At 71.1% G+C, this 22,569-nt stretch carries 20 protein-coding genes and 14 tRNA genes; 13 read left to right on the forward strand and 21 right to left on the reverse strand.

The window, feature by feature from the left end:
* Window positions 1-7: 7 nt before the first annotated feature.
* From ACMCNO_RS02530 to mptB, 15 genes are all read right to left on the reverse strand, one after another.
* Window positions 8-94 (reverse strand) — tRNA-Ser (locus tag ACMCNO_RS02530).
* A 3-nt stretch (window positions 95-97) separates the two neighbouring features.
* Window positions 98-183, reverse strand: a tRNA-Ser gene (locus ACMCNO_RS02535).
* Between the two features lie 3 nt (window positions 184-186).
* A tRNA-Arg gene (locus tag ACMCNO_RS02540) sits at window positions 187-259 on the reverse strand.
* Between the two features lie 5 nt (window positions 260-264).
* Window positions 265-338: transfer RNA gene (locus tag ACMCNO_RS02545), tRNA-Ile, on the reverse strand.
* Window positions 339-343: 5 nt separating this feature from the next.
* Window positions 344-428 (reverse strand) — tRNA-Ser (locus tag ACMCNO_RS02550).
* Between the two features lie 4 nt (window positions 429-432).
* Window positions 433-505: transfer RNA gene (locus ACMCNO_RS02555), tRNA-Asp, on the reverse strand.
* Between the two features lie 37 nt (window positions 506-542).
* Window positions 543-615 (reverse strand) — tRNA-Ala (locus tag ACMCNO_RS02560).
* Window positions 616-620: 5 nt separating this feature from the next.
* A tRNA-Leu gene (locus ACMCNO_RS02565) sits at window positions 621-696 on the reverse strand.
* Window positions 697-701: 5 nt separating this feature from the next.
* Window positions 702-774, reverse strand: a tRNA-Thr gene (locus ACMCNO_RS02570).
* 5 nt (window positions 775-779) lie between these two features.
* Window positions 780-850, reverse strand: a tRNA-Gln gene (locus ACMCNO_RS02575).
* Window positions 851-884: 34 nt separating this feature from the next.
* Window positions 885-958 (reverse strand) — tRNA-Gly (locus tag ACMCNO_RS02580).
* Window positions 959-977: 19 nt separating this feature from the next.
* A tRNA-Glu gene (locus tag ACMCNO_RS02585) sits at window positions 978-1,050 on the reverse strand.
* A 92-nt stretch (window positions 1,051-1,142) separates the two neighbouring features.
* Window positions 1,143-1,215 (reverse strand) — tRNA-Pro (locus ACMCNO_RS02590).
* A gap of 116 nt (window positions 1,216-1,331) precedes the next feature.
* Window positions 1,332-1,405 (reverse strand) — tRNA-Trp (locus tag ACMCNO_RS02595).
* Between the two features lie 66 nt (window positions 1,406-1,471).
* The gene (mptB, locus tag ACMCNO_RS02600) at window positions 1,472-3,181 is read right to left on the reverse strand and encodes a polyprenol phosphomannose-dependent alpha 1,6 mannosyltransferase MptB (RefSeq protein ID WP_412747808.1); all 1,710 of its coding nucleotides are present in this window, start codon (window positions 3,179-3,181) and stop codon (window positions 1,472-1,474) included.
* 230 nt (window positions 3,182-3,411) lie between these two features.
* Here mptB and ACMCNO_RS02605 point away from each other — a divergent pair, with 230 nt between their 5' ends.
* The 3 genes from ACMCNO_RS02605 (at window position 3,412) to ACMCNO_RS02615 (ending at window position 7,074) form a co-directional block, all read left to right on the forward strand.
* Window positions 3,412-3,942, forward strand: coding sequence for a PadR family transcriptional regulator (locus ACMCNO_RS02605; RefSeq protein ID WP_412747809.1), 531 nt, complete (start codon window positions 3,412-3,414; stop codon window positions 3,940-3,942).
* A gap of 76 nt (window positions 3,943-4,018) precedes the next feature.
* Window positions 4,019-4,711 (forward strand): ABC transporter ATP-binding protein, encoded by a 693-nt coding sequence (locus ACMCNO_RS02610; protein WP_412747810.1) that lies wholly within the window; start codon window positions 4,019-4,021, stop codon window positions 4,709-4,711.
* Window positions 4,708-7,074 (forward strand): FtsX-like permease family protein, encoded by a 2,367-nt coding sequence (locus tag ACMCNO_RS02615; protein WP_412747811.1) that lies wholly within the window; start codon window positions 4,708-4,710, stop codon window positions 7,072-7,074. Before ACMCNO_RS02610 ends, ACMCNO_RS02615 begins: the two co-directional genes overlap by 4 nt.
* A 51-nt stretch (window positions 7,075-7,125) precedes the next feature.
* On the opposite strand, the gene ACMCNO_RS02620 is transcribed toward ACMCNO_RS02615, so the two are convergent.
* Window positions 7,126-8,490, reverse strand: coding sequence for a serine hydrolase domain-containing protein (locus ACMCNO_RS02620; RefSeq protein ID WP_412747812.1), 1,365 nt, complete (start codon window positions 8,488-8,490; stop codon window positions 7,126-7,128).
* A gap of 403 nt (window positions 8,491-8,893) precedes the next feature.
* Between ACMCNO_RS02620 and ACMCNO_RS02625 the strand changes: the two genes are divergently transcribed.
* Complete coding sequence (locus tag ACMCNO_RS02625) at window positions 8,894-9,877, forward strand: hypothetical protein (protein ID WP_412747813.1); 984 nt, start codon at window positions 8,894-8,896, stop codon at window positions 9,875-9,877.
* A gap of 55 nt (window positions 9,878-9,932) precedes the next feature.
* Here the strand turns inward: ACMCNO_RS02625 and ACMCNO_RS02630 are convergent, their stop codons facing one another.
* Window positions 9,933-10,538, reverse strand: coding sequence for a hypothetical protein (locus ACMCNO_RS02630; protein ID WP_412747814.1), 606 nt, complete (start codon window positions 10,536-10,538; stop codon window positions 9,933-9,935).
* Window positions 10,539-10,780: 242 nt separating this feature from the next.
* Between ACMCNO_RS02630 and ACMCNO_RS02635 the strand changes: the two genes are divergently transcribed.
* On the forward strand, window positions 10,781-11,437 hold the full coding sequence (locus ACMCNO_RS02635) for a VC0807 family protein (RefSeq protein WP_412747815.1): 657 nt from the start codon (window positions 10,781-10,783) through the stop codon (window positions 11,435-11,437).
* 49 nt (window positions 11,438-11,486) lie between these two features.
* Here the strand turns inward: ACMCNO_RS02635 and ACMCNO_RS02640 are convergent, their stop codons facing one another.
* Entirely contained in the window at window positions 11,487-11,918 is a 432-nt protein-coding gene (locus ACMCNO_RS02640) for a sigma factor-like helix-turn-helix DNA-binding protein (protein ID WP_412747816.1), read from the reverse strand.
* On the opposite strand from ACMCNO_RS02640, the gene ACMCNO_RS02645 reads away from it, so the two are divergent.
* The gene (locus ACMCNO_RS02645) at window positions 11,918-12,076 is read left to right on the forward strand and encodes a hypothetical protein (protein ID WP_412747817.1); all 159 of its coding nucleotides are present in this window, start codon (window positions 11,918-11,920) and stop codon (window positions 12,074-12,076) included. The genes ACMCNO_RS02640 and ACMCNO_RS02645 overlap by 1 nt on opposite strands.
* A 51-nt stretch (window positions 12,077-12,127) precedes the next feature.
* Entirely contained in the window at window positions 12,128-12,265 is a 138-nt protein-coding gene (locus ACMCNO_RS02650) for a hypothetical protein (protein ID WP_412747818.1), read from the forward strand.
* A 67-nt stretch (window positions 12,266-12,332) separates the two neighbouring features.
* On the opposite strand, the gene ACMCNO_RS02655 is transcribed toward ACMCNO_RS02650, so the two are convergent.
* Window positions 12,333-13,265 (reverse strand): NADP-dependent oxidoreductase, encoded by a 933-nt coding sequence (locus ACMCNO_RS02655; RefSeq protein ID WP_412747819.1) that lies wholly within the window; start codon window positions 13,263-13,265, stop codon window positions 12,333-12,335.
* A gap of 78 nt (window positions 13,266-13,343) precedes the next feature.
* Between ACMCNO_RS02655 and ACMCNO_RS02660 the strand changes: the two genes are divergently transcribed.
* Window positions 13,344-13,760: a winged helix-turn-helix transcriptional regulator gene (locus ACMCNO_RS02660; RefSeq protein ID WP_412747820.1), complete on the forward strand. Its 417-nt coding sequence runs from the start codon at window positions 13,344-13,346 to the stop codon at window positions 13,758-13,760.
* Window positions 13,761-13,952: 192 nt separating this feature from the next.
* On the opposite strand, the gene ACMCNO_RS02665 is transcribed toward ACMCNO_RS02660, so the two are convergent.
* Window positions 13,953-15,089, reverse strand: a complete 1,137-nt coding sequence (locus ACMCNO_RS02665) for an acyl-CoA dehydrogenase family protein (RefSeq protein WP_412747821.1) — start codon at window positions 15,087-15,089, stop codon at window positions 13,953-13,955.
* A gap of 83 nt (window positions 15,090-15,172) precedes the next feature.
* Here ACMCNO_RS02665 and ACMCNO_RS02670 point away from each other — a divergent pair, with 83 nt between their 5' ends.
* The 4 genes from ACMCNO_RS02670 to ACMCNO_RS02685 all read left to right on the forward strand — a co-directional run bounded on the left by ACMCNO_RS02670 (window position 15,173) and on the right by ACMCNO_RS02685 (window position 20,178).
* The gene (locus tag ACMCNO_RS02670) at window positions 15,173-16,174 is read left to right on the forward strand and encodes an AraC family transcriptional regulator (protein ID WP_412747822.1); all 1,002 of its coding nucleotides are present in this window, start codon (window positions 15,173-15,175) and stop codon (window positions 16,172-16,174) included.
* A 48-nt stretch (window positions 16,175-16,222) separates the two neighbouring features.
* Window positions 16,223-17,425: an acetyl-CoA C-acetyltransferase gene (locus ACMCNO_RS02675; protein ID WP_412747823.1), complete on the forward strand. Its 1,203-nt coding sequence runs from the start codon at window positions 16,223-16,225 to the stop codon at window positions 17,423-17,425.
* 13 nt (window positions 17,426-17,438) lie between these two features.
* The gene (locus ACMCNO_RS02680; RefSeq protein WP_412747824.1) at window positions 17,439-19,580 is read left to right on the forward strand and encodes a 3-hydroxyacyl-CoA dehydrogenase NAD-binding domain-containing protein; all 2,142 of its coding nucleotides are present in this window, start codon (window positions 17,439-17,441) and stop codon (window positions 19,578-19,580) included.
* Window positions 19,581-19,743: 163 nt separating this feature from the next.
* Window positions 19,744-20,178, forward strand: coding sequence for a hypothetical protein (locus ACMCNO_RS02685; RefSeq protein WP_412747825.1), 435 nt, complete (start codon window positions 19,744-19,746; stop codon window positions 20,176-20,178).
* 26 nt (window positions 20,179-20,204) lie between these two features.
* On the opposite strand, the gene ACMCNO_RS02690 is transcribed toward ACMCNO_RS02685, so the two are convergent.
* Window positions 20,205-21,377: a low temperature requirement protein A gene (locus ACMCNO_RS02690; RefSeq protein WP_412747826.1), complete on the reverse strand. Its 1,173-nt coding sequence runs from the start codon at window positions 21,375-21,377 to the stop codon at window positions 20,205-20,207.
* Between the two features lie 330 nt (window positions 21,378-21,707).
* Between ACMCNO_RS02690 and ACMCNO_RS02695 the strand changes: the two genes are divergently transcribed.
* Entirely contained in the window at window positions 21,708-22,535 is an 828-nt protein-coding gene (locus ACMCNO_RS02695; RefSeq protein WP_412747827.1) for a type 1 glutamine amidotransferase domain-containing protein, read from the forward strand.
* Window positions 22,536-22,569 lie beyond the last annotated feature (34 nt).

Genomic DNA, 22,569 nt, shown 5'->3' on the forward strand with positions numbered 1-22,569 from the left:
TGATGAGCGGAAGGTCGGGGACTCGAACCCCGGCGACGCGTATCGCGTCGTACACCGCTTCCAACGGTGCCCCTCGACCGGCCGGTCACCTTCCGTGCGGAGGAGGGCGGAGTCGAACCGCCAAGGCCCAAGAGCTCGTCCCGCTTCGAACGGGGTGCCGTCACCACGTCGGCTGGCTCCTCCAAGTGCCCTGAGCAGGATTCGAACCTGCGACCCCCTGATTCGTAGTCAGGTGCGCTGTCCACTGCGCCACCAGGGCATGAGTCCCGTCGGCAGGAGTCGAACCTGCTGTCTCCTCGATATCAGCGAGGCGCCTCTACCACGCAGGCCGCGACGGGTTGTGCGGAAGGAGCGGGATTCGAACCCGCGGACGGTCGCCCGCCTCCGGCTTAGCACGCCGGTGCCTTCAGCCTCTCGGCCATCCTCCCTCGGCGCCCCGTACCGGACTCGAACCGGCGGCCCTCCGCTCGACAGGCGGACGCTCTGACCACTGAGCTAACGGGACATGGTGACGACCCGCGTACGGGCGGCCGTCAATGATGTGGACCCGGCCGGATTCGAACCGGCCGCCTCCGCTGTGCGAGAGCGGCGCTCTACCAACTGAGCTACGAGCCCCTGAGTACCCGGCCGGGGAGTCGAACCCCGAGAATCTCCGCATTCTGAGTGCGGCGGCTTTGCCAATTTGCCCAGCCGGGCGGGAGAGCCAGCGGGCGGACTCGAACCGCCCACCTCCGCTTTACGAGAGCGGCGCACCACCTGTCGTGCTGCGCTGGCAGGAGCTGGGAGCCCAGGATTCGAACCTGGTCGAGCTGCTTCAGAGGCAACCATGCTGCCGTTACATCAGCTCCCATCGCGCGGGGCCTGGACACGGCCCCGCGGAATTGAGCGGTACCGGGGACTCGAACCCCGTCTACGCCTGCTTGGAAGGCAGGTGCCCTACCCGTTGGGCGAGTACCGCGAACGCGCTGGTGCGCGAGTAGGCCGTACGGGATTCGAACCCGTGATCTCCTGATCGAGAGTCAGGCGAGATGACCGCTACTCCAACGGCCCATGACAACCGCGGCGTGGACCGCCGGGGTATCGAACCCCACCCGCGCTGCCTGCCGAGCAGCGCCGCACACCTGTGACGTGCGGCCCGAAAGTCCGGAGCCCGGGAATCGAACCCGGCATGTCCTGCTCCCAAAGCAGGCGGGTTTCCCAGCTCCCTCGCTCCGGATGGCCCTCGGCCGCGGACGACGGACGTGTCGCCGCCTTCGGCCGAGGGCATCGTCGTAAAATGCCATCCACTGTGGAATTCTCAATGTTCATTACCACCGGCAGGCCGGGGTACGCACGGGCGGCAGGAATCGAACCCACAACACACGGTGTTGGAGACCGCTGCTCTACCGAATTGAGCTACGCCCATAAGGAATGGTGAGAAAAGAAAAGCCGCCCGGTCCCGGCTGGGAGGGCGGCGAGTGAACGCTGTGGCTCAGCGTCGATAGCGCCCTGATCCCATGTTGGACCGCTGGCTTTCCTGCTGGACGGCAGGTCGCTCGCCGAACGGCATGGCGGCCTCGCCCCGCAGCGCTGCGCGCCGCAGATCAATCGAGGGGTACCACGACATCGAAGGCTCCTTGCCGATCCGTAAGTTGGTCTTGCTGCTGAAAAAGAGAGTAGGCATGACGCGCGTCGAGGGCAACGGTATTTCCGCAATTTCTCTTCGCGTGTGGCCGCCGACACCTCGCCGCCGACCGCGAACTCGGCCCATTCCGCGCAGAAGAATCGGGGCCGTGTGTTTCGTCCACGCAGGACCGTGGCCGCCCAACACGGCAATGATGCCGAGTACCGCGACGGCGATCAGGTAGGCCACGACCAACGCACCCACACCGGCGGCGAGCGGTGGCACGAGCATGGCCACCACGGCGCTGACCGCCGCCACCGCCGAGCGTTCCCGGCGCCCGCGTGCGGTCGCGGCCAGCGGCAGGACCGCCCAGAGCAGGTACCAGGGCTGCACGACCGGGCCGCACAGCACGGCGGCCACGAAGATGAGGCCCAGACCCCGCACCGGGTCGATCCGCCCGCGAAACACGGCCAGGAGCAGCCGCGCCACCACCGGGACGCAGATCGCGGCGCCGATCAGGTTGGCGATGGTGACGGCGGTGGCCGTGACATGTGCACCCACGACGACCCCGATCAGCAGGCCGATCGCCGTGGTGGGGGCCATCCAGCTGTAGACCGTGGTGCTTCCGCGCAGCGCGGGCAGCCAGCCGAACCCGGCGAGGACCGACAAAAGTACGGTGCCGGCCGCGGCACCTGCCACCAGCGCGACGGCCGCGCGGCGGTGGCGCCGGAGCATGGCGGCCGCGAGGCAGCACACCGCCGCGGCGGCCACGATCTTGATGTTGGCGGCGATCGTCAGCATGGCCGCCCCCGCCGCGAACCGCAGCCAACCGCCAGTCCCGGCGCGCGGCAGGGCGCCGAGGGTGAGTTCCATGCCGGCGAGCATCAGCCCCAGCATGGCCGCGTCGTTGTGCGCCCCGGCCACCAGATGCCAGAGCACCAGCGGGTTGAGCAGGCCCAGCCACAGCGCTTGCGCCGGCGACGCGCCCACCCGCCGGGCGAGTCGCGGCAGCGCCCAGGCGATCAGTACGACCCCGGCCAGGGCGATCAGCCGGTACAGCAGCACACTCGGGGTCAGCCGGTCACCGGCGACCAGGGCCACCACGCGTGACATCGTCAGCCAGGCCGGGCCGTACGGTGCCGGGGTGTCGACCCAGTAGTGGCTGACGTGCTGGGTGACGACCGAGTCCGCCCCGAGCGCCTGCGCGGGTCCGAGCCGGTACGGGTCCAGCCCGCCGGCTGCGGTCAGCCCCTGGGCCAGATAACTCCAGACGTCGCCACTGAACAGCGGTCGCGCCACCGTCAGCGGCAGGGCCCAGGCGGCGGCGATGCCGTACATCCGGGTGGTCGTCATGGTGGCGACGTGCGGGCGCAGGGTGAGCCAGGCGAGGATCAGGCCACCCATGGCGACCAGGGTCGTGGCGACCACGATGGCCGACGGGGCGACCAGGCCGGTGGTGGCGACGGTGACCACCATGGCGGCGGCCGCCCCCGCGACACCGGGGAGCCGGTGTCCGGCGACGGCGGGCCGGGCGCGGGTGACCGGTGGGCCGGCGCGGTGCAGGACAGCGGTCTCCATGACAGCCACTTATCCCCCTCATGTATACACACGGTTCATAGGCCCTCCGATCATGGCGGCCCGGCGCAACGCCCGCCTCGGTCCGGGGACCGGCGCGGGTTGGCCGGTAGATGGACATCGCTGGGCCACGGCATCTACCATTCGGCCGAGTGCACCCGTGCTGACCTGCGGTTTTGTCGCCGCACACGCGATAGACACCGAGTGTGTACACACCGTGTATAGTGGCCCGCATGTCGGTCGGCTTCGCCCTTCTGGGCCTCCTGGAATCCGGACCGCGGCACGGCTACGACCTGAAGCGCACCTACGACGAGCGCTTCGGTCACGGCCGCGCCCTGCACTACGGTCAGGTCTACTCGACGCTGGCCCGGCTGCTCAAAAGCGGCCTGGTGGCGGTCGAGTCCGAACCAGGCGACGGACCGGAGCGCAAACGGTATGCGATCACCGAGTCCGGGGTCACCGACGTGGCGGGCTGGCTGGCCCGGCCGGAGAAGCCCGAGCCCTACCTGCAGAGCACGCTGTACACCAAGGTCGTTCTCGCCCTGCTCACCGGGCGCGACGCCGACGACCTGCTCGACGTCCAGCGCCGGGAGCACCTGCGGCTGATGCGGGAGCTGACGCACCGCAAGTCCACCGGTGACCTGACCGACCAGCTCATCTGCGACCACGCGCTGTTCCATCTGGAGGCCGATCTGCGCTGGCTGGAGCTGACCGCCGCACGGCTCGACCGGCTCGCCGACCGGGTCCGGCAACCTCCGCCCTGACGGCGGCTGATCGGGCCGGTCCCCCTCCGCGTCCCGATCCCCTTCGCGCTCCCCCATCCCCCCGAGGAGACGACCCATGACCGGCCGCACCGACCCCCCGCTGTTGACCGGTGAGGACCTGACCCTGAGCTTCGGCCCGACCCGGGCGCTGACCTCCGCGTCGGTCAACGTCCACGCGGGCCAGGTCCTGGCGCTGATGGGGCCATCCGGCTCGGGAAAGTCCACCCTGCTGCACTGCCTGGCGGGGATCCTCGCCCCCGACTCGGGCCGGGTCACCTTCGACGGCCGCGACCTGGCGGCGATGTCGGATTCCGAGCGCAGCGCCCTGCGCCGCAGCGAATTCGGATTCGTCTTCCAGTTCGGGCAGCTCGTGCCGGAGCTGACCTGCCTGGAGAATGTGGCGCTGCCACTGCGGCTGACCGGCGTACGGCGCCGTCAGGCGCATCGTGTCGCGGCCGAATGGCTCACCCGGCTCGAGGTCGCCGACATCGCCGACAAGCGTCCCGGGCAGGCGTCCGGTGGGCAGGGGCAGCGGGTGGCCGTGGCCCGAGCCCTGGTCACCCGGCCCCGCGTCGTCTTCGCCGACGAGCCGACCGGCGCGCTGGACTCGATCAACGGGGAACGCGTGATGCAGTTGCTGATCGCGGCGGCCCGGGACACCGGCGCCGCCGTCGTGCTCGTCACGCACGAGGCCCGCGTCGCCGCGTACTCCGACATCGAGGCCGTGGTGCGTGACGGCCGGGTGCGCTCGCAGGAGTTCGCCCGGTGACGGCCGGGGCGGGGCGACCGCGGATCGGGCGCGCCGGCTGGGGCACGGAGCTGGCGCTGGGGATGCGCATGTGTGTGGCCGGTGGCCGGTCCGGCTGGGCCCAGCTCACGATGATCGCGCTGGGTGTCGGCCTCGGCGTGGCGATGCTGCTGACCGCCACCACCATCCCGGCCGTGATGGCGGCCCGCGACGCCCGGATCAACGCCCGCGCCGAGGACTCCGGACGGGAGCTGCCCCGTGGCGCCGACACCGTTCTGGTCGCCCGGGCGGACAGCCAGTTCGGGGAGCATGTGATCCATGGGCGGATGCTGCAGCCGGAGGGCGACCGCGCGCCGCTGCCGCCCGGGGTCACGCGGCGGCTCGCGCCCGGCGAGATGGTCGTCTCGCCGGCCCTCGCCACGCTGCTCGCATCGCCGGATGCCGCCCTGCTGCGCGACCGGTGGGGGGCCCGGGTGGTCGGCCGGATCGGGCCGTCCGGCCTGGCCGGGCCCGCCGAATACGCGTTCTATCTCGGCGCCGGTCAGCTCGACGACGCATCCGCCACCAGGGTGCGCACGTTCGGGGCCGCGGATGCCGAGCAGGGACTGCCGCCCGAGTTGCTGCTGCTCGGCTCGATCGGGCTGGTGGTGCTGCTGCTTCCGGTCGCCATCTTCGTGATGACCGCCGTGCGATTCGGCAGCGAGGCTCGCGACCGGCGACTCGCCGCGGTCCGCCTGGTCGGTGCGGACGCCGCGATGACCAGCCGGATAGCCGCCGGGGAGAGCCTGGCCGGTGCGATCGCGGGTCTTCTGGTCGGCGGGCTGGTGTTCCTCGCGGTGGCACGGCTGGCGGGCCGGCTGGTTCCGGAGCGCCTGACCTTCTACGACACCGACGTGCGGCCCGTACCGGCACTGGTGGTGCTGGTCGCGGTGCTGGTGCCGGTCGCAACCGTGCTGGTGACACTGTCCGCCCTGCGGCGGGTGGTGGTGGAGCCGCTGGGCGTCGTGCGGCGCGGCGGTGACCGGCGTCGCCGGCTGTGGTGGCGGCTCATCCTCCCGGCCACCGGGGTCGCCCTGCTGTGGCCGGTGTACGACGGGCTGATCGACACGTCGAACAGCGCCGGTTATCAGGTGGTCGCGGGCGTCACGGCGTTGCTGACCGGCCTGGCCTTGCTGCTGCCCTGGCTGGTGGAGGCGACGGTACGCCGGCTCGGCGCCGGCGGGATCTCCTGGCAGCTCGCGGTACGCCGCCTGCAACTCGACAACGGCACCGCGGTACGGGCGGTGTCCGGCATCGCCGTGTCGGTGGCCGGCGCGATCGCGCTGCAGGGGCTGTTCGCCGCCGTCCAGGCCCAGTACGCGCGGGAGGATCTCGGGCGGGGGGAGCGGTTCCAGATCGTCGTGCTCACCCGCGACGGCGCGCACCGCGACGACTGGGTCACGGCACTGCGGCACACGACAGGTGTGCGCGTGGTGGAGCCGGTGACGGTGACGAGCGCCGTGCCCGCCGTGGGCCCGGACCAGCTTTCCGAGAGCCCGGACCAGCTTTCCGAGAGCCCGGACCAGCTTTCCGAAAGCAGGGTGCAGATCGGCGGGTGCGATGTGCTGCGCCGGTTCGGGCGCATCGGCGCCTGTGCCGACGGGGACACGTTCCTGGTGGCTGCCCACCTGCCGGTCGCACCCCACCCGGGGACCACACTCGTGTTGGGGGACGGCGCGCCGCCGGGCGCCGGGAAGTCCCCGCGGTGGACGTTGCCCGCCACCACGCGCACCGTGCCCGCCGTCGACGAGAGTGACGTGGTGGGCCTGCCGATGATCCTGGCGACGCCCGCAGCCGTACGCGGCAGCCTGCCCGACGACCGCGTGGTGGACATCTACGCCGGGCTGGACCCGGCCGTCCCCGACGCGCTGGACCGGCTCCGCAACACCGCCGCCCGCCGGGACCCGACGGCCATCGTGCTGCGGACCGACAACCGTTCCCTCCAGTCCACCCTGGCGACGATCCGGCAGGCCCTGCTGGTGGGCGCCGTGGCGCTGCTGGTGCTGATCGGTGCGAGCATGCTGGTCAACGTGGCCGAGCAGCTACGGGAACGGCGCAAGCTGATGGCCGTGCTGGTCGCGTTCGGCACCCGCCAGTCGACGCTGACCGGGTCGGTCTTCTACCAGGTCGCGATCCCGGTGCTGCTCGGCCTGAGCCTGGCCGTCATCGCCGGCACCGGGCTCAGCGCCGCGTTGCAGACCGCCGCCGGCTCACAGGTCCGCATCGACTGGCTCGGCATCGGCATCACCTCGATGGCCGCGGCCCTCGTCGTCGTGCTGACCACTGTGGCCAGTCTGCCGCTTCAGTGGCGGCTGACCCGTCCGGTCCTGCTCCGTTCGGAATAGTCTCTTGGCTCGGGGGCCGAGGCCAAGACCCTGGCCAGATCTACCGCGCGCCTATCCAGCCACCCGGGGTACCGCCCGGGTGTTGTAGAGGTAGCGGCCATTGTCGAGGAAGGCCAGCACCGGGTGGACGCCGTCGACCGGCTCGGCGCTCACGAACCGGTCACCACCCAGGGGGACGTAGCGCACGGTCGTCGGCTTCTCGCCCTGTTCCGCCGCGAAGCCCTTCGGGATCAGGGTGATGTCCAGCCCGCCGCCGGCCACCGCGACCTCATACGTCACGAGCGGTCCGGAGAAGCTGCCCGCGTAGCCGTCCGGCACGAACGGCACGGGTTCAGCGGGTGGCCGCGGGCGCTGAGGCACGCGGATGCCGGCCACCTCGGCGAACACCGCGGTCAGCACGTCGTCGAGGAACGCTCCGGCCGCGTCGCCGTTGACGGTGACCGCCACCACCACACCCCGGTCGGGCACGATGCGGAAACAGGTCGTCTGTCCGGGCGTGCTGCCGTCGTGACCGACGACCGGCACGCCGTCCCAGTCGAACAGCATGAAGCCGAGGCCCCACCCGATCGGCGGCCGCTCGCCGAGCCGGGGCGGCGCGACCTGCGGTGCCCGCATCGCGGCGAACGTGCCGGCGGGCAGGACGCGGGTGCCGCCCTCGGCGACGCCGTCGGCGAGGAACATCCGGCCGAGGCGCACCAGCTCGCGCGGTGCCGCGCACAGCGTGGATCCGGCCGGAGCGTTGGAGCGGGGCATCTGCCACCGCGCGACGACACGCTGCGGGCCGCCGTCCGGATCGGGCACGTGACCCACCGCGGCCCGGAACAGCATCGCCTCCTCGGCGAACAGCGCCGTGTGGGTGGCACCGAGCGGACCGATCAGGCGCTCGGTCACCACGGATTCCCACGTGCCGCCCCGCAGCGCGGCCACCAGTGCGCCCAGGACGCAGTATCCGGCGTTGCAGTACGAGAACAGCTCGCCCGGCCGGTGCACCTGCGTGGCGTTGGCGCGGATGAAGGCCACCAGCCGGATGAGTGCGTCGTCGCCGCGCCCGGTGTCCTCGAACAGGTCACCGTCGAAGCCGCCGGTGTGGGACAGCAGATGGCGCACCGTCACCGCCTCGGTGGCCGCGGCGTCGATGACACCGAACTCGGGCAGGTACCTGCGCACCGGTGCGTCGAGGTCGACGAGACCGTCGCCGACGAGTTGCATGACGAGCGAGGCGGTCCACAGCTTGGTGACCGAGCCGACCTGGAACACGCTGTCGGTGGTGGCCTCGACGCCGGTGCGTCGGTTGAGGACACCGGTGGCCGCCTCGGCCAGCTCGTCGCCGGCTCCGACCGCAATGACGGCGCCGGGTACGCCGTGCCGGACTGCGGCCTCGTGGAGCAGCTGTGGCAGATGGGGCAGGAGGGTCATGTCCGGAAACCGTACCCGCAGATTACGAGCGCGGTGTATCTCCATCTATGTCACGGGCGAGGAAGCCGACATCCGGTACGTCCGGTGACGATGCGGGAGCGCGGGCCTGAGAGGCACGGAAATCGGCAACGGATAGTGACCGGCGTGCGGCCTGGGATGCCCAGGGCTGTGGGCGGATCACAAAAGTCGCTGGTAGGTGGCGGAATGCTGATGGAAGTCGCTGTCGCGTTCCTTACAGGGGGTTACCAAAACTTTCGCGCTCCGTCGGTACGTTTCACGTGACCGAAGTCTCTTCCAATGCGGTGCCACGGCAACGGGCCGTGGGTGTGCGTGGGAAGGGATCCAGATGCCTAGTACGAAGAGGGCACTTGTCGGAGCGGTCGTCGCCGCGACCGCAGCCTTGATGACGTTGAACGCTGTACCGGCGCAGGCAGACGATGGCAAGGGTGCGGTCCGGCCCGGGGCGCGGGTGGACGCGGCGCTGTCGCCGGACCGCGCGGCGAAGCCGAGGGTGGCAGCGTCGGCCGCCGCCACCGCCGAGCTGGCCGCGATCCAGGCGCGAATCGCGCGGTACGCCAAGGCCAGCAAGGGCAAGTACTCGTTCGGTAGCTACATCGACTCCAGCACCGGCCGGATCGTCGTCGATACCAACGCCCCGGACGCGGTGCTGGCCTCGCTGACCAACGTGTCGGGGGCGGCGCTGGCCGCGCGGGAGGCCGCCGGCACGATCAAGGTCAACCGTACGGCGATCCGTGACTCCTTCAACCGGCGTGACGACTCGACGCCGTTCTACGGCGGCGGCGGCATCTACAGTGGCGGCGGTATCTGTTCCTCCGGCTATGCGGTGCGCAACGGGGCCGGCACGGTGTTCATGACCACCGCCGGGCACTGCTTCGCCACCGGCGCCACCGTACTGACCGAGTCGGGTGCCCGGGTCTACGGCACGGTCTCCAACCGTCACCTGCCCACCGTCACCGGTGAGAGCTACGACGCGGAGCTGATCGGCGGCTCGTCCTACGCGGGCCGGATCTTCACGGGCGGCGTCGTCAGCTCCACCAGCACGCGCGTGGTGGCGGCCGGTACGGCCTACGTCGGGTACAACGCGTACTGCAAGAGCGGCCGGACCACCGGTGAGACCTGTGGTCACACCGCCACCAGCATCAACGCCCAGGTCTGCACCGCGACCGGCTGCAAGTCGCCGGTCATCGCCTTCACCGGTGGCGTCCTGCCTCAGGGCGGCGACTCGGGTAGCCCGTTCTACGCGAAGGACGGCTCGGGCAACGCGTGGATCCGCGGCAACGTCATCGCGTCCGGTGGCGGCACGGGGTACGCCGAGCCGTACACGGTGATCTCGTCCCGCATGGGCGTGAGCATCGTGACCAGCTGATCTGAACCGGAATGTCGGACGGGCCGGGAACCGCGTGGTTCCCGGCCCGTTCGCGTCAGCTCAGTTCCAGTGGCCACGGCCCGCCCTGCGCGGTGACCGGGGCTCCGTCGTCCGGGGTGACCGCCACCCGGACGTACATCTGGTAGGTGCCGGGAGACAGCCGGTCGCCGCCTGGCTCGCAAGCGGCCAGCACTCCGTCGGCGGGTACCTTCTTGCTCTGCCCGGCGGCGAGATCCCAGCGGACACCGACGGCGTCCTGTGGCATCGGCTCCGTCGCGACGCGACCGTTCACGACGAGGAACACGTCCGCGCGGGGCGCACCGACACCGTGCACCGGTGCGTGGCTGGTGACGTCGACGGTGCCGGACACGGTCGGTGCGGTGGCCGCGACGGTGGCGGGGAACCGGCCGGTCAGGGTCAGCGGTCCGGCCGCCGGTGCACGCACCGGCTGTCCGCAGCGTGGCGCGGTGTCGTTCGGGTCGGGTGCGGGTTCCATGGCTGTCTGCTCCTTCCGCGCGGCCTCGGGCGGTGCGGCCCCGGCCGGGGAGAGTCCCGGTGCGGCGGGCTCCCCCGTGCTCGCGGGTGAGCCGCAGCCGCCGATACCAACGGCCAGGGCGCACAACGGCACCGCACAGACCAGCTTTGACCGGTAACGCACCATGATCTTCCCCCTCCGTAGCGTGACATACGCAGGTAGGACGTGGTGGGTGCCGTGGTGGTTCCGCCTGTATTGCCGGCTCGCCCGATGGGGCGATGAGGCCGCAGAAGGGGACGAAGCCGCCAGACCGGCCCAGGGGTGTCTGACCCGGCTGCACCGCGGGCTCACACGTGTACAGCGGGAAGATCACGGCATGGCAGCACATCCGTACGCTGTGCCGGGCACTGTCTACTCCCGGGGGAACGATGAAGCTGCGTGCGCTGCTGTCCGGTTGGGCTCCGACGATCGTCTTCGGCATCGTCCTGCCGATCGTGACGTACAACGTGCTGACCGGGCGCGGCGTCAGTGAGGTCACCGCGCTGGTGGTCGCGTCCGGGTGGGCCGCGGCCGACCTCCTCGTGTATTTCGTGCTGCACCGCCGCCTGGACGAGTTCGCGCTCATCATCCTGACGATGCTGTTGCTGAGTGCGGTCGGCGCACTGGTGTTCCACAGCACCACGGCGATCTTCGCCAAGGATTCCGTGATCACCGGGCTGTTCGGCGTCGCCTGCCTGGTCAGCCTGCTGTTGCCGCGTCCCATGATGTTCTACTTCGGCCGGAAGTTCGCCACCGGGGGCACCGCCGCGGGCGTCGCCCAGTGGAACGACGCCTGGGACCGCTTTCCCGGCTTCCGGACCGGAAACCGGCGGCTCACCGTCGTCTGGGGCGTCACGTACGTGGCGGAGGCGGCGGTGCGGCTGGCGCTCATCCCGGTGCTGCCCACCGCGACGATGCTCACCGTCTCCACAGTCCTGCCGTGGGTGGTCCTGGCCGGGCTGATCGCCTACACCATGCGGGCCAGCCGCCAGGGCCAGGCGCGCCTGGCCGCCGCCCGCGCGGCCGAGCAGCCGACCGCAGCCTGAACCCGGACCCGGCCGTCCCGTTGCTCCCGACCCGGCCCGGAGGGCGCGCTCAGGTCGCGGGGCAGGTGCGCGCGGTGGCGGGTTCGCCGGTCCAGAAACCGCGTCCGACCAGGCGTTCGCGCAGGGCCTTCAGGGCGTAGAAGGTACGCGACTTGACCGTGCCCGCGGGAATTCCGAGGATCTCCGCGGCCTCCTCGATGGAGCGTTCCCGGAAGTAGATCTCGATGAGTACGCGCCGCGTCCGGTGCCGCGTCGACCGGCGGCGGAAGTGCCGGGGCCGGAAGTGCCGGGGCCGGAAGTGCCGGGGCCGGAAGTGCCGGGGCCGGAAGTGCCGGGGCCGGAAGTGCCGGGGCCGGAAGTGCCGGGGGCGGTGGTGCCGGGGGTCGCGGCGGCGGTCTCTCCGGCCCGGGCGGGCAGACGCCCGGCGGCTCGTCCGGCGGGTCCATCGCCGCGTCGGTGGGCAGACACGCCGCGGGCACAATGGCCGGTGCGACCGGACTGGCCGCCGGTGCGGTCCGGCTGGCCGCGACGGGGACCCAGATGGCCGCCAGCGGGGCGACGCAGGCGTACGGGCACCTGAGCGGCCTGGGTCAGGGCGCCGCGCCGGGCGTCCACGACGGCGACGGTCAGCAGCACTGATCCGGCGTCGCCGTGTCCATCCCCAGTTGACCAGAGGAAACGGGCCTGACGATGAGCGGGAAGAACAGCACGCAGAACGCGATGTGGTGGATGTGGGTGCTGCTCGGCTCCAGCGGGCTCGTCATCCTGTTGCTGTGCGTCGTCGGCCTCATCATCATCGTCTGGGCGGCGCTGACACCCGGGATCTGAGTGGCGGGGTCGCGGGTCTGGTCGTCCCCCGATGTCGTGACGGCCGGCCGGCGACCCCGTCGCGGTCTCAGGGCACGAGGACGAGGCGTCCGCGGACACCTCCGGCGGCCATCCTGGTGTGTGCCTGGGCGGCGGAGGACAGCGGGAGGGTCTCGGCGACCCGCAGCGTGAGGCGGCCGGCCTCGACCAGCGCCGACAGCTCAGCGAGGCGGCCGCCGTCGGCGTACACCTCCTGGACGATCACCCGGGTGCCGCGCAGTGCGGGCGGTGCGAACGGGGCGACGAGCGCGACGAAGACGCCGCCACCGCGCAGTGCCTCGTGGGCACCGATCCCGATGACCGCCGCGTCGACCACGCCGTCGACCCCGCCGGGCACGATGGCGCGTACGGTGGCGGCGAGCTCGTCGGTGCGCGGCACGAACCAGGTGGCACCGAGCGACTCGACGATCCCGCGGTCGTCCGGCCCGGCGACCGCCACGGTGCGGATGCCGCGCAGCGCCGCCAGCTGCAGCAGGGTCCCACCGACACCACCGGCGGCCCCGGTGACCAGCAGTGTCTCACCGCGGCGTAGCCCGGTGAGCGCGAGCGACCGGTCTGCGGTCAGGCCACTCATCGGCAGCGTCGCGGCCTCGGCCAGCGACACCGTGGCGGGCGCGGGCGCGACCGCACCGGCGTCGAGCACCACCGAGTCGGCGTAGGTGCCCGCGGCGGACAGGACGTCGCGGAGACCGACGACCCGGTCGCCGACGGCGAAACCGGTGACCCCGGGGCCGACGGCGTCGATCACACCGGCCACGTCCCATCCGAGGGAGTACGTCTCGGCGGGAGCCAGCAGCCCGGCCTCGGTGAGGAGGCCGGTGCGCGTGGACAGATCGATCCGGTTGACCGCCGCCGCGGCCACGGCGATGCGGACCTGGCCGCGGCCCGGCTCCCCCACGGGGAACTCGGCGATTTCGATGACGTCGGGACCGCCGAAACGGCGGACGATGGCAGCTCTCATGCCCACGACGCTAGGGTCGCCGTCGTGGTCCGGTAAGAGCGCACCTCAAGGTGCGTTACGCGCGGGGAGGTACGTGGGATGGCGACGATGACGGCCGCGCAGCGCCGGGCGCAGGAGAGCCGGCGCTACAACGCGAACCTGGCGGTCTGCCCCGGCCATGAGCTGCTGGCCACGCTGAGCGACAAGTGGCTGACGCTGGTCGTCGCGGCACTGGCCGACGGTCCGCTGCGGTATGCCGAGCTGTCCCGCATTGTGGCTGGCGTCAGTCAGAAGATGCTGACCCAGACGCTGCGGAAGCTGGAGCGCGACGGTCTGGTGACGCGTCAGGTGACCCCGTCGGTTCCGGTCCGCACCGACTACGAGCTCACGGCGCTCGGCCGGGATCTGCTCCCGTTGCAGCGCGCCATCAAGGACTGGGCAGAGACACACATCGAGCTGGTACACAAAGCCCGGGCGGCGTATGACGCCGCAGAGTCGGCGACCGACGGGTCGTGAACCCCGCGGCCGAACGGCCCGTCATGGCGAGCACAGTCGTTCTCGCGGATTCGGAGGGGCGGCATCTCCCTCGGCGATGTCAGCGGCTGGATCTGGGGCTGCTGCGCGCTCGCCGGGACGTGGCTCGGCATCCGGGCCCGCCCCGCGTTCGGGCTGCACAGCCCGAAGCCGCACAGCAGCGTCTGCTGACCCCTACAGATCCATGGACCGGCTGATGATCTCCTTCATGATCTCGGAGGTGCCGCCGTAGATCCGCTGGATGCGGGCGTCGGCGTACATGCGGCAGATGGGGTACTCCCACATGTAGCCGTAGCCGCCGAACATCTGCAGGCAGTCGTCGACGACCCGGCCCTGCGTCTCCGTGGCCACGAGTTTGGCCTGGGCCGCCTCGTCCGCCGTGAGCCGCCCGTCGTTGTACGCCAGCACGCAGCGGTCCACGAACGCCTGCACCCCGGAGATCTCGGCCCGCATCGCGGCCAGCCGGAACCGGGTGTCCTGGAACTGGGTGAGCGTCCGGCCGAACGCCGTCCGCTCCCGGGCGTAGCGCACCGTCTCGGCCAGTGCGGCTTCGGCGACGGCGACCCCGCCGATCGCGACGATCAGCCGTTCCAGCGCGAACTGGCTCATCAGCATCGTGAAGCCCGCGGTCGGGTCGCCCAGCACGTCCGCGCCGGTCAGCCGGACCTCGTCGAAGAACAGCTCGGCCGTGTCCTGCGTACGCAGCCCCAGCTTGTCGAGCTTGCGGCCCCGGCTGAACCCCGGCATCCCGGTGTGCACGAGGAACAACCCGAGCTGATGGCCCTCGCCGGTACGCGCGGCCACGATCACCGTGTCCGCGTGGACCCCGCTGGAGATGAACGTCTTCGCCCCGTTGAGCACCCACCCGTCGCCGTCGGCCACCGCCCGGGTCCGGATCCCGGCCACATCGGAGCCGGTGCCGGGCTCGGTGATCGCCAGGGCCAGCACCCGCTCGCCGGTGACCGCCCCGGTCAGGCAGCGCTGCTTCTGCTCCGGCGTCCCGAACTCCGCCAGGTACGGGGCGACGATGCCGGAGTGCAGCGGCACCGCGAATCCGGACTCGCCAGCCCGGGCCAGTTCCTCGATCGCGATCTGCTCGTACCGCAGGTCGGCCAGGCCCAGTCCGCCGAACTCCGGGTCCGCCCACGGGCACAGCAGGTTCTGCTTGCCCGCCAGCCGCCAGATCTCCTTGTCGACGATCCCGGCCTGCTCCCAGTCCGGTTGCCGGGGCTGCACCTCGCGCTCGACGAAGCCTCGCCACGCCGCCCGGTACGCCTCATGGCCGGTGTCGTAGAAGTCACCGCGAATCATGAGGCCGACGCTAGGGCGGCCGTACGATCCGAAGTCATGACCCCACCGCTCACAGATCCTGACCGGACCGGGCCGGTGCGGGCATGCTGACCCGCTCGGTGGCCATCCACCACGTACGCGTGGCACTGCGCGGCGCCGGGCGCCGGGGAGTGGACACCACCGCGCTGCTGGAGCAGGCCGGGATCCCCCCTGAGCTGCTGGAGGTGGAGCGGGCCCGGGTCTCGACGGAACAGTTCGCCCGGCTCACGAAGCTGCTCTGGGACTCGCTCGACGACGAGCTGCTGGGCCTCGCCCCGGAGCCCAGCAAGGTCGGCACGTTCGCGATGATGTGCCACGCGGTGGTGCACTGCCCGGACCTGCGGTCGGCGCTGCGCCGTAGCGCCGAGTTCTACCGCCTGTTCCCGCACGGCCCGCGGATGCACCTGACCGAATCCGGCGACGACGCGGCGATGAGCCTCGACAAGGGATTCGACGATCCGGACCATTTCCTGACCGAGGCCGCCCTGGTCGTGTGGCACCGCTTCGCGGGGTGGCTGATCCGGCGGCGGATCAACCTGCGCCGCGTCGAGTTCGCGTACCCCGCCCCGCCGCACGTCCTGGAGTACGACCTGCTGTTCGGCGCCCCCGCGGTGTTCGAGGCCGGGGGCACCGCCGCGGTCTTCGACGCCGCGCTGCTGGATCAGCCGGTGCTGCAGGACGAGGCCGGGTTGCGGACCTTCCTGCGCCGCGCCCCGGCCGACGTGCTGGCCCGCATCGACTACGGCAGCACGGCGGCCGCCCGGGTACGCCGCCTGCTCAGCCGGGCGCTGCCGGACCGGTTGCCGAGCCTGGACGAGGTGGCCGCCCGCCTGTCGGTCAGCCCGCAGACGCTGCGCAGACAGCTCGCCGCCGAGGGCACCTCGTTTCAACAGGTACGCGACCAGCTGCGCCGGGACGTGGCGGTGGCCGCGCTGGCGGGCGGGCGGATCTCCATCGAGCACCTCTCGGCGCAACTCGGCTTCTCCGAGCCGAGCGCGTTCCACCGGGCGTTCAAACGCTGGACGGGGTCGACGCCGCGCGCCTATCAGCCGGGTCAACCAGGCTGAGCATCCCGGTCATGGGAGCGGGCGGGCCGACGGCCCTAGCGTGCTTGCATGACCGAGGCACTGATCTTCGACGCGGTGCGCACCCCACGCGGCAGGGGCAAGCGGGGCGCGCTGCACGGCGTCAAGCCGGTGACGCTCGCCGCCGGGATGCTGCGCGCCCTGGCCGAGCGCAACGACCTGGACACCTCCGCGGTGGACGACGTGGTCCTCGGGGTCGTCTCCCCGGTCGGGGAGCAGGGCGCGGACATCGCCCGGACGGCGGTGCTGGTCGCCGACTGGGACATCCGCCCGGCGGGCGTGCAGCTCAACCGGTTCTGCGCCTCCGGGCTGGAGGCGGTGAACACGGCCGCGGCCAAGGTCGCCTCCGGCTTCGAGGATCTCGTGGTCGCCGGTGGGGTGGAGTCCATGTCCCGGGTGCCGATGGGCTCGGACGGCGGGGCGTGGATCACCGACCCGCAGACCAGCTTCGCGACCCACTTCGTGCCGCAGGGGGTGAGCGCCGACCTGATCGCCACGCTGGCGGGCTTGAGCCGTACCGATGTCGACGCGGTCGCGGTGCGCTCGCACGCGCGCGCGACCGAGGCGCGCGAGAAGGGCTATTTCACCCGCTCGATCGTGCCGGTCACCGACCAGAACGGTCTGCTCGTGCTGGCCGAGGACGAGACGATCCGGCCGGGCACCACCGTGGCGACCCTCGCCGGGTTGAAGCCCAGCTTCGCCGCCCCCGGCAGCCTGGGCTACGACGCGATCGCGATCGACCGCTATCCCGAGGTCGAGCGGATCGACCACGTGCACACCGCGGGCAACTCGTCGCAGATCGTCGACGGCGCGTCGGCGATGCTGATCGGCAACGCACGCGCCGGCCAGGCCCTCGGCCTGGTCCCACGCGCCCGGATCATCGCCACCGCGGCCGTCGGCACCGAACCGACCATCATGCTCACCGGCCCCGTGCCCGCGACCCGCAAGGCACTGGACCGGGCCGGGCTCACCACCGCAGACATCGATCTGTACGAGATCAACGAGGCGTTCGCCGCGGTGGTCCTCAAGTTCCAGCGCGACCTCGACCTGCCCGACGAGAAGGTCAACGTGAACGGCGGCGCCATCGCGCTGGGCCATCCGCTCGGCGCCACCGGCTGCATGATCCTCGGCACCCTCCTCGACGAGTTGGAACGCCGGGACCTGCGCCGTGGCCTGGCCACCATCTGCGTCGGCGGTGGCATGGGCGTCGCGACCATCATCGAGCGGATCTGAGGGAGTACTACTGATGAGCATCCGCTTCGAACGCGACGGCGACGGCATCGTCACCCTCACGATCGACCTGCCCGGGCCCGCGAACGTGATGAACGCCGACTACCGCGCCGCGATGGCGGCGACGGTGACCCGGCTGGAGGCCGAACGCGAGTCCGTCACCGGCGTCGTCCTCACCTCCGGCAAGAAGTCCTTCTTCGCCGGGGCGGACCTGACCGAGCTGATCGCGGTGACCGCGGACAACGTGGCTGAGTTCGCCGCCGCGCTGACCGCGGTCAAGGACCAGTTCCGGCGCCTGGAGCGGCTCGGGCGGCCGGTCGTCGCGGCCATCAACGGCCACGCACTCGGTGGCGGGTTCGAACTCGCCCTCGCCTGCCACCACCGCATCTGTCTCGACGACGACACGATCCGTCTCGGCCTGCCCGAGGCCACCCTGGGTCTGCTGCCCGGCGCGGGTGGGGTCACCCGCAGCGTGCGGCTGCTCGGCGTGCAGGCCGCGCTGCCGCTGCTCTCGGAGGGCAAGCGCCTGCGCCCCGCCGAGGCCCTCGCGGTCGGCTGGATCCACGACCTCGCCGCCGACCGCGCCGACCTTGTGGCCAAGGCGCGGGCGTGGGTGCTGGCCAACCCGGCCGCCGTCCAGCCGTGGGACGGTGCGGGGCATCGGGTACCGGACCTGCGGCCGCTCGACCCGGACAGCTACCCGCTGCTGGCCGCGGCCCCGGCGGTGCTGCGCAAGAAGACGCACGGCTGCTACCCGGCGCCGGAGAAGATCCTCGCCGCGGCGGTCGAGGGCGCGATGGTGGACGTCGACACCGCGCTCGCGGTGGAGAGCCGCTACCTGGTCGAGCTGGTCACCGGCCAGGTAGCGAAGAACATGATCACGACGTTCTGGTTCCAGCGCAACGCATTGGAGGCGGGCGGCTCCCGCCCCGCCGGGATGCCCCGCACCACCGTGGTGCGCGTCGGCGTCCTCGGCGCGGGCATGATGGGCGCGGGCATCGGGTACGCCAGCGCCACCGCCGGCATCGAGGTCGTCCTCAAGGACGTCGACGTGGAGGCGGCCGAGGCGGGCAGGGCGAAGATCGCGGCGTTGCTGGACGGTCGGGTCGGCGCGGGCCGGATGACGTCGCAGCGGCGCGACGAGACCCTGGCCCGGATCACCGCGACCGCCTCGGACACCGACCTGATCGGCTGCGATCTGATCATCGAGGCGGTCTTCGAGGACCGCCGCCTGAAGAACACGGTGCTGGCCGCCGCCGAGGCCGCCGCCCGGCCGGACGCGGTGATCGCCTCCAACACCTCGACACTGCCCATCACCGGGCTCGCCGAGTCCGTACCCGATCCGGCGCGCTTCATCGGCCTGCATTTCTTCTCTCCGGTGCACCGGATGCCCCTCGTGGAGATCATCCGCGGCGAGAAGACGTCGGCGGAGACGCTGGCCCGCGCGTTCGACTTCGTCCGGAAGATCGGCAAGACGCCGATCGTCGTCAACGACAGCCGCGGCTTCTACACCTCCCGGACGTTCGGCACCTACCTCACCGAGGGCATCGCGCTGCTGGCCGAGGGGGTGCATCCCGCGCTGGTGGAGAACGTGGCGCGCAGGTCCGGCATGGCGGTCGGCCCGCTGGCGGTCTGCGACGAGGTCACCCTCACGCTGGCGCTGCGGATCCGCCGGCAGGCCCTCGCCGACCTCGCGGCCCAGCCGGGCTCCGCCGCGCCACCCGAGCACCCGGCGTACGCGGTGCTCGAAACGATGGTCTCGGAGTACGGGCGGACCGGGAAGGCGGCGGGCGCCGGCTTCTACGACTACCCGTCCGGTGGGCGCAAGCGGTTGTGGCCGGGCCTGGCGGAGCGGTGGAGCACCCGGGACCCGGGCGTCTCCGAGGACGATGTGCGGGACCGGCTGCTGTACATCCAGGCCGTCGAGACCGCCCGGATCTTCGAGGAGGGGGTGCTCACCTCAGTCGCCGACGCCAACCTCGGGTCGATCATGGGCATCGGCTTCGCCCCGTGGACGGGTGGCACGCTGCAGTTCATCAACTCGTGCGGGGTCGCCGCGTTCGTCGAGCGCGCCGATCACCTCGCCGACACGTATGGCGAGCGGTTCCGCCCGCCGGCCCTCCTGCGGGACATGGCCGCCCGCGGCGATCACTTCTGACCCCGGCCCTGCTGCGGGACATGGCTTCGTCAAGAACCTGGTGACCTGTGGTCCGCTCCTGGCCCCAGGCACCAAGATCCGAGACCTGGTGGCGGGGCGCTGGATGAGCTGACCGCGTGGCCGGGACCCGGTACCGTCAAACCGCCAACCGAAGGGGGCGGAGATGCCGGCCGATTTCATCATCGCCACGGGCGACCAGATCCAGGTGACGATCCCGCCGCCGACGATCGTGCCGCAGCTCGCGGCGCCGATCCCGCTCATCGGGACCAGTAAGAACGTCATGGTCGGCACCAATCCGGTCTGCCTGGAAGGCGACGAGCTGCCCGCCGCGATCAAGGGGCCGCTGACCTACACGGCACCGCCGTTCGTCACCCCCGGCACGGGCACGCTCGAGATCACGCTGCTGCCGACCAACAAGACCATGCAGACAGAGAACGGCAAGAAGATCCTGGTCAAGGGCGCGACGTTCACGGTGCGGTTCAACGTGCAGACGCCCGCGCAGCAGCCGACCCCGACCGGCCCGGTGCCGGACCCGGTGGCCGTCAAGCCCGGTACGGCCCAGTTCATCACCACGAACGTGCGGGTCAAGGCCGGCTGACCGGCACTTCTGCGCGACGCGGCCGGTCAGGCGTCGGCTACCACTGTCTGCTGCGAGGTGCGTGCCCGCGGTTCGTAGCCGGTGCGGCCGTGGTGGCGGTCGATGTAGGCGATCACGAGCAGCACCGCGACCAGCAGCACGAGCGCCACGACACCCGGCACGAACAGCGACACCGGGATCAGGAGGACGCATAGCAGCCCGGCCACGAGGTGATCGAGGCGGGGCCGGTGGCCGCGTCGTCCGCTGATCGCGCTCAGGCCGGACATGAACAGCGCGGCGCCGCCGCCGAGGCCGATGGCGTGGACGCCGTGCATGTGCGCCGTGGGATGGCTCACTACGCTTTCCAGGCCGACGGCGATGAAGACCACGCCGGCGACCAGCGGCAGGTGCAGGTAGCTGAACATGTCGCGGGCCAGGTGGGCGCGCTCGGCGCCGATCGCGCGGGCCAGCTGGCGTTCGCTGAGTGCGGCCTCCCAGTCGAAGTACGCCCACCACAGTCCGCCGATCGCGGCCACGGCCAGCAGGATCGTGGCTGCCAGCAGCGGCGTGATGTGTGCTTGGGTGAGCAGCACGCCGGCGCCGACGGCGACCACCGACTCGCCCAGAGCGATGATCATGAACAGGCTGTGCCGCTCGAAGAAGTGCCCTGCATGGACCGTGAAGCCGCCGACGCCGGTGATGATCGGGGTGCCGTAGTCGATCAGCACGGCGAAGCACCACAGCACGACCTGGATCGAATCCGGCGTGTACACGCCGATGATCAGCAGAACCGACGCGGCGAGGTTGCCCGGTGCAAGGCGCAGGATGGCCGCGCGGTTGGCGCCGCCGGCGACGGCGAACAACACCAGGTGCAGCACGCGCACAACGAAGTACGCGAGCGCGAAGGGCAGCGCGTTCTTGTCTGAGGCCTGTGGCACCGCGACCGCGACCACGAGCATCGCACCCATCGCGGCCAGGACCACCCCACGGGCGGCCGCGCTGTCGGTGTCGACCGCGTTGGTCAGCCATGCGTACGCGCCCCAGGCCCACCACAGCAGGGCCAGCACGAGCATGCCGCGCAGCACGCCATCGGGATGCGGGTTCCCCAGGATCATGTCGGTGACCCGGGTCAGCGAGAAGACGAAGACTAGGTCGAAGAAGAGTTCGAAGCTGGAAACCGGCCGACGCGGCTCGGTGAGATTGGTGTCAGGATCGGCCATGCCGACCATTGTCGCATCAGGACGGCGGTTGCGGAGACCCGAAAAGGGGTCGCCTCGTGGCGTATACCCGACGAAGTGCCGGCAACGACTTGACGAAGTGTGCGAGGTGGGCGGATCCGCGGTGTCGTGGCGCGGCCCGTACCGACCGACCTGGCAAGCATCGCTGCTGACTTGACGAAGATTGGACTCGAATCCGGCAGCGTACGGCGTCCGCCCATTGTTCGCGTTGACTCCTCCCCAGGCCACGCCGCAGGATTTCGCTATCCAAAGCGCTGGACGGTGACTCTGACGAGTTTGCCGTCACTGATCCTTGTCGACCAAGGAGTCGCCGTGACCAAGAAAGTCCTCATCGTACTCAGTGAATACGGGTATTGGGGAGAAGAACTCATCGGCCCGCTGAGTCAATTCGACGAGCGGGGCTACGACGTCGTCTTCGCGACCCCGAACGGGCGCCGGGCGCATGCTCTGCCGCCCAGCCTCGACCCGGACTTCATCGATCCGCCGCTGGGCCGCAGCGTGGTCTCCGCCGAGGTGGCAAAGCTCGTCCGCGAGATCGAGGAGTCGCCCCGGCTGGACAACCCGATCAGCCTCGCCGACTGGTACCCCACCCGGCCGTACACCAGCGAGGACGACTACCTCCGCAAGCTGGAGGCGTACAACCGGCAGGTCGGCGACAAGCTGGACGAGCAGATCGCCGAGTACGACGCGATCCTCATCGTCGGCGGCAGCGGCCCGATCGTGGACCTGGCCAACAACGGCCGGGTGCACGACCTGATCCTCGCGTTCCTGCGCAGCGGCAAGGTGATCGGCGCGGAGTGCTACGGCGTCGCCTGCCTCGCGTTCGCCCGTGACTGGGAGCACCGGGAGAGCATCATCGCCGGCAAGCACGTCACCGGGCACTGCAAGGAATACGACTACAAGGACGGCACGGGCTTCCTCAACACCGACTTCAACATGGGCCCGCCGCCGTACCCGCTGGAGTACATCCTGCGTGACGCGACCGGTCCCGACGGTGAATACCACGGCAATTTCGGCCACGAGATCTCGGTCGTCGTGGACTACCCGTTCGTCACCGGACGTTCCACGCCCGACTCTTTCCGTACCGGCGAAAAGATGATCGCCGTGCTGGAAGACGGACTCCGCCGCTACGGCTGGTAAGGAAAGGGGTGCATTGTGGCCAGGCCCGGTAAAG

The organism is Krasilnikovia sp. M28-CT-15 (assembly GCF_047159595.1).
Classification (GTDB): domain Bacteria; phylum Actinomycetota; class Actinomycetes; order Mycobacteriales; family Micromonosporaceae; genus Actinoplanes.

What these genes read in the sequence shown, in the direction of transcription:
- ACMCNO_RS02635 (WP_412747815.1), top strand. Translation starts at nt 10,781, where the DNA reads ATGAAGCTGCGTGCGCTGCTGTCCGGTTGGGCTCCGACGATCGTCTTC.
- ACMCNO_RS02630 (WP_412747814.1), bottom strand. Translation starts at nt 10,538, where the DNA reads ATGGTGCGTTACCGGTCAAAGCTGGTCTGTGCGGTGCCGTTGTGCGCC.
- ACMCNO_RS02685 (WP_412747825.1), top strand. Translation starts at nt 19,744, where the DNA reads ATGCCGGCCGATTTCATCATCGCCACGGGCGACCAGATCCAGGTGACG.
- ACMCNO_RS02605 (WP_412747809.1), top strand. Translation starts at nt 3,412, where the DNA reads ATGTCGGTCGGCTTCGCCCTTCTGGGCCTCCTGGAATCCGGACCGCGG.
- ACMCNO_RS02620 (WP_412747812.1), bottom strand. Translation starts at nt 8,490, where the DNA reads ATGACCCTCCTGCCCCATCTGCCACAGCTGCTCCACGAGGCCGCAGTC.
- ACMCNO_RS02655 (WP_412747819.1), bottom strand. Translation starts at nt 13,265, where the DNA reads ATGAGAGCTGCCATCGTCCGCCGTTTCGGCGGTCCCGACGTCATCGAA.
- ACMCNO_RS02675 (WP_412747823.1), top strand. Translation starts at nt 16,223, where the DNA reads ATGACCGAGGCACTGATCTTCGACGCGGTGCGCACCCCACGCGGCAGG.
- ACMCNO_RS02665 (WP_412747821.1), bottom strand. Translation starts at nt 15,089, where the DNA reads ATGATTCGCGGTGACTTCTACGACACCGGCCATGAGGCGTACCGGGCG.
- ACMCNO_RS02610 (WP_412747810.1), top strand. Translation starts at nt 4,019, where the DNA reads ATGACCGGCCGCACCGACCCCCCGCTGTTGACCGGTGAGGACCTGACC.
- ACMCNO_RS02625 (WP_412747813.1), top strand. Translation starts at nt 8,894, where the DNA reads ATGACGTTGAACGCTGTACCGGCGCAGGCAGACGATGGCAAGGGTGCG.
- ACMCNO_RS02645 (WP_412747817.1), top strand. Translation starts at nt 11,918, where the DNA reads ATGGCCGGTGCGACCGGACTGGCCGCCGGTGCGGTCCGGCTGGCCGCG.
- ACMCNO_RS02670 (WP_412747822.1), top strand. Translation starts at nt 15,173, where the DNA reads ATGCTGACCCGCTCGGTGGCCATCCACCACGTACGCGTGGCACTGCGC.
- mptB (WP_412747808.1), bottom strand. Translation starts at nt 3,181, where the DNA reads ATGGAGACCGCTGTCCTGCACCGCGCCGGCCCACCGGTCACCCGCGCC.
- ACMCNO_RS02660 (WP_412747820.1), top strand. Translation starts at nt 13,344, where the DNA reads ATGGCGACGATGACGGCCGCGCAGCGCCGGGCGCAGGAGAGCCGGCGC.
- ACMCNO_RS02690 (WP_412747826.1), bottom strand. Translation starts at nt 21,377, where the DNA reads ATGGCCGATCCTGACACCAATCTCACCGAGCCGCGTCGGCCGGTTTCC.
- ACMCNO_RS02680 (WP_412747824.1), top strand. Translation starts at nt 17,439, where the DNA reads ATGAGCATCCGCTTCGAACGCGACGGCGACGGCATCGTCACCCTCACG.
- ACMCNO_RS02650 (WP_412747818.1), top strand. Translation starts at nt 12,128, where the DNA reads ATGAGCGGGAAGAACAGCACGCAGAACGCGATGTGGTGGATGTGGGTG.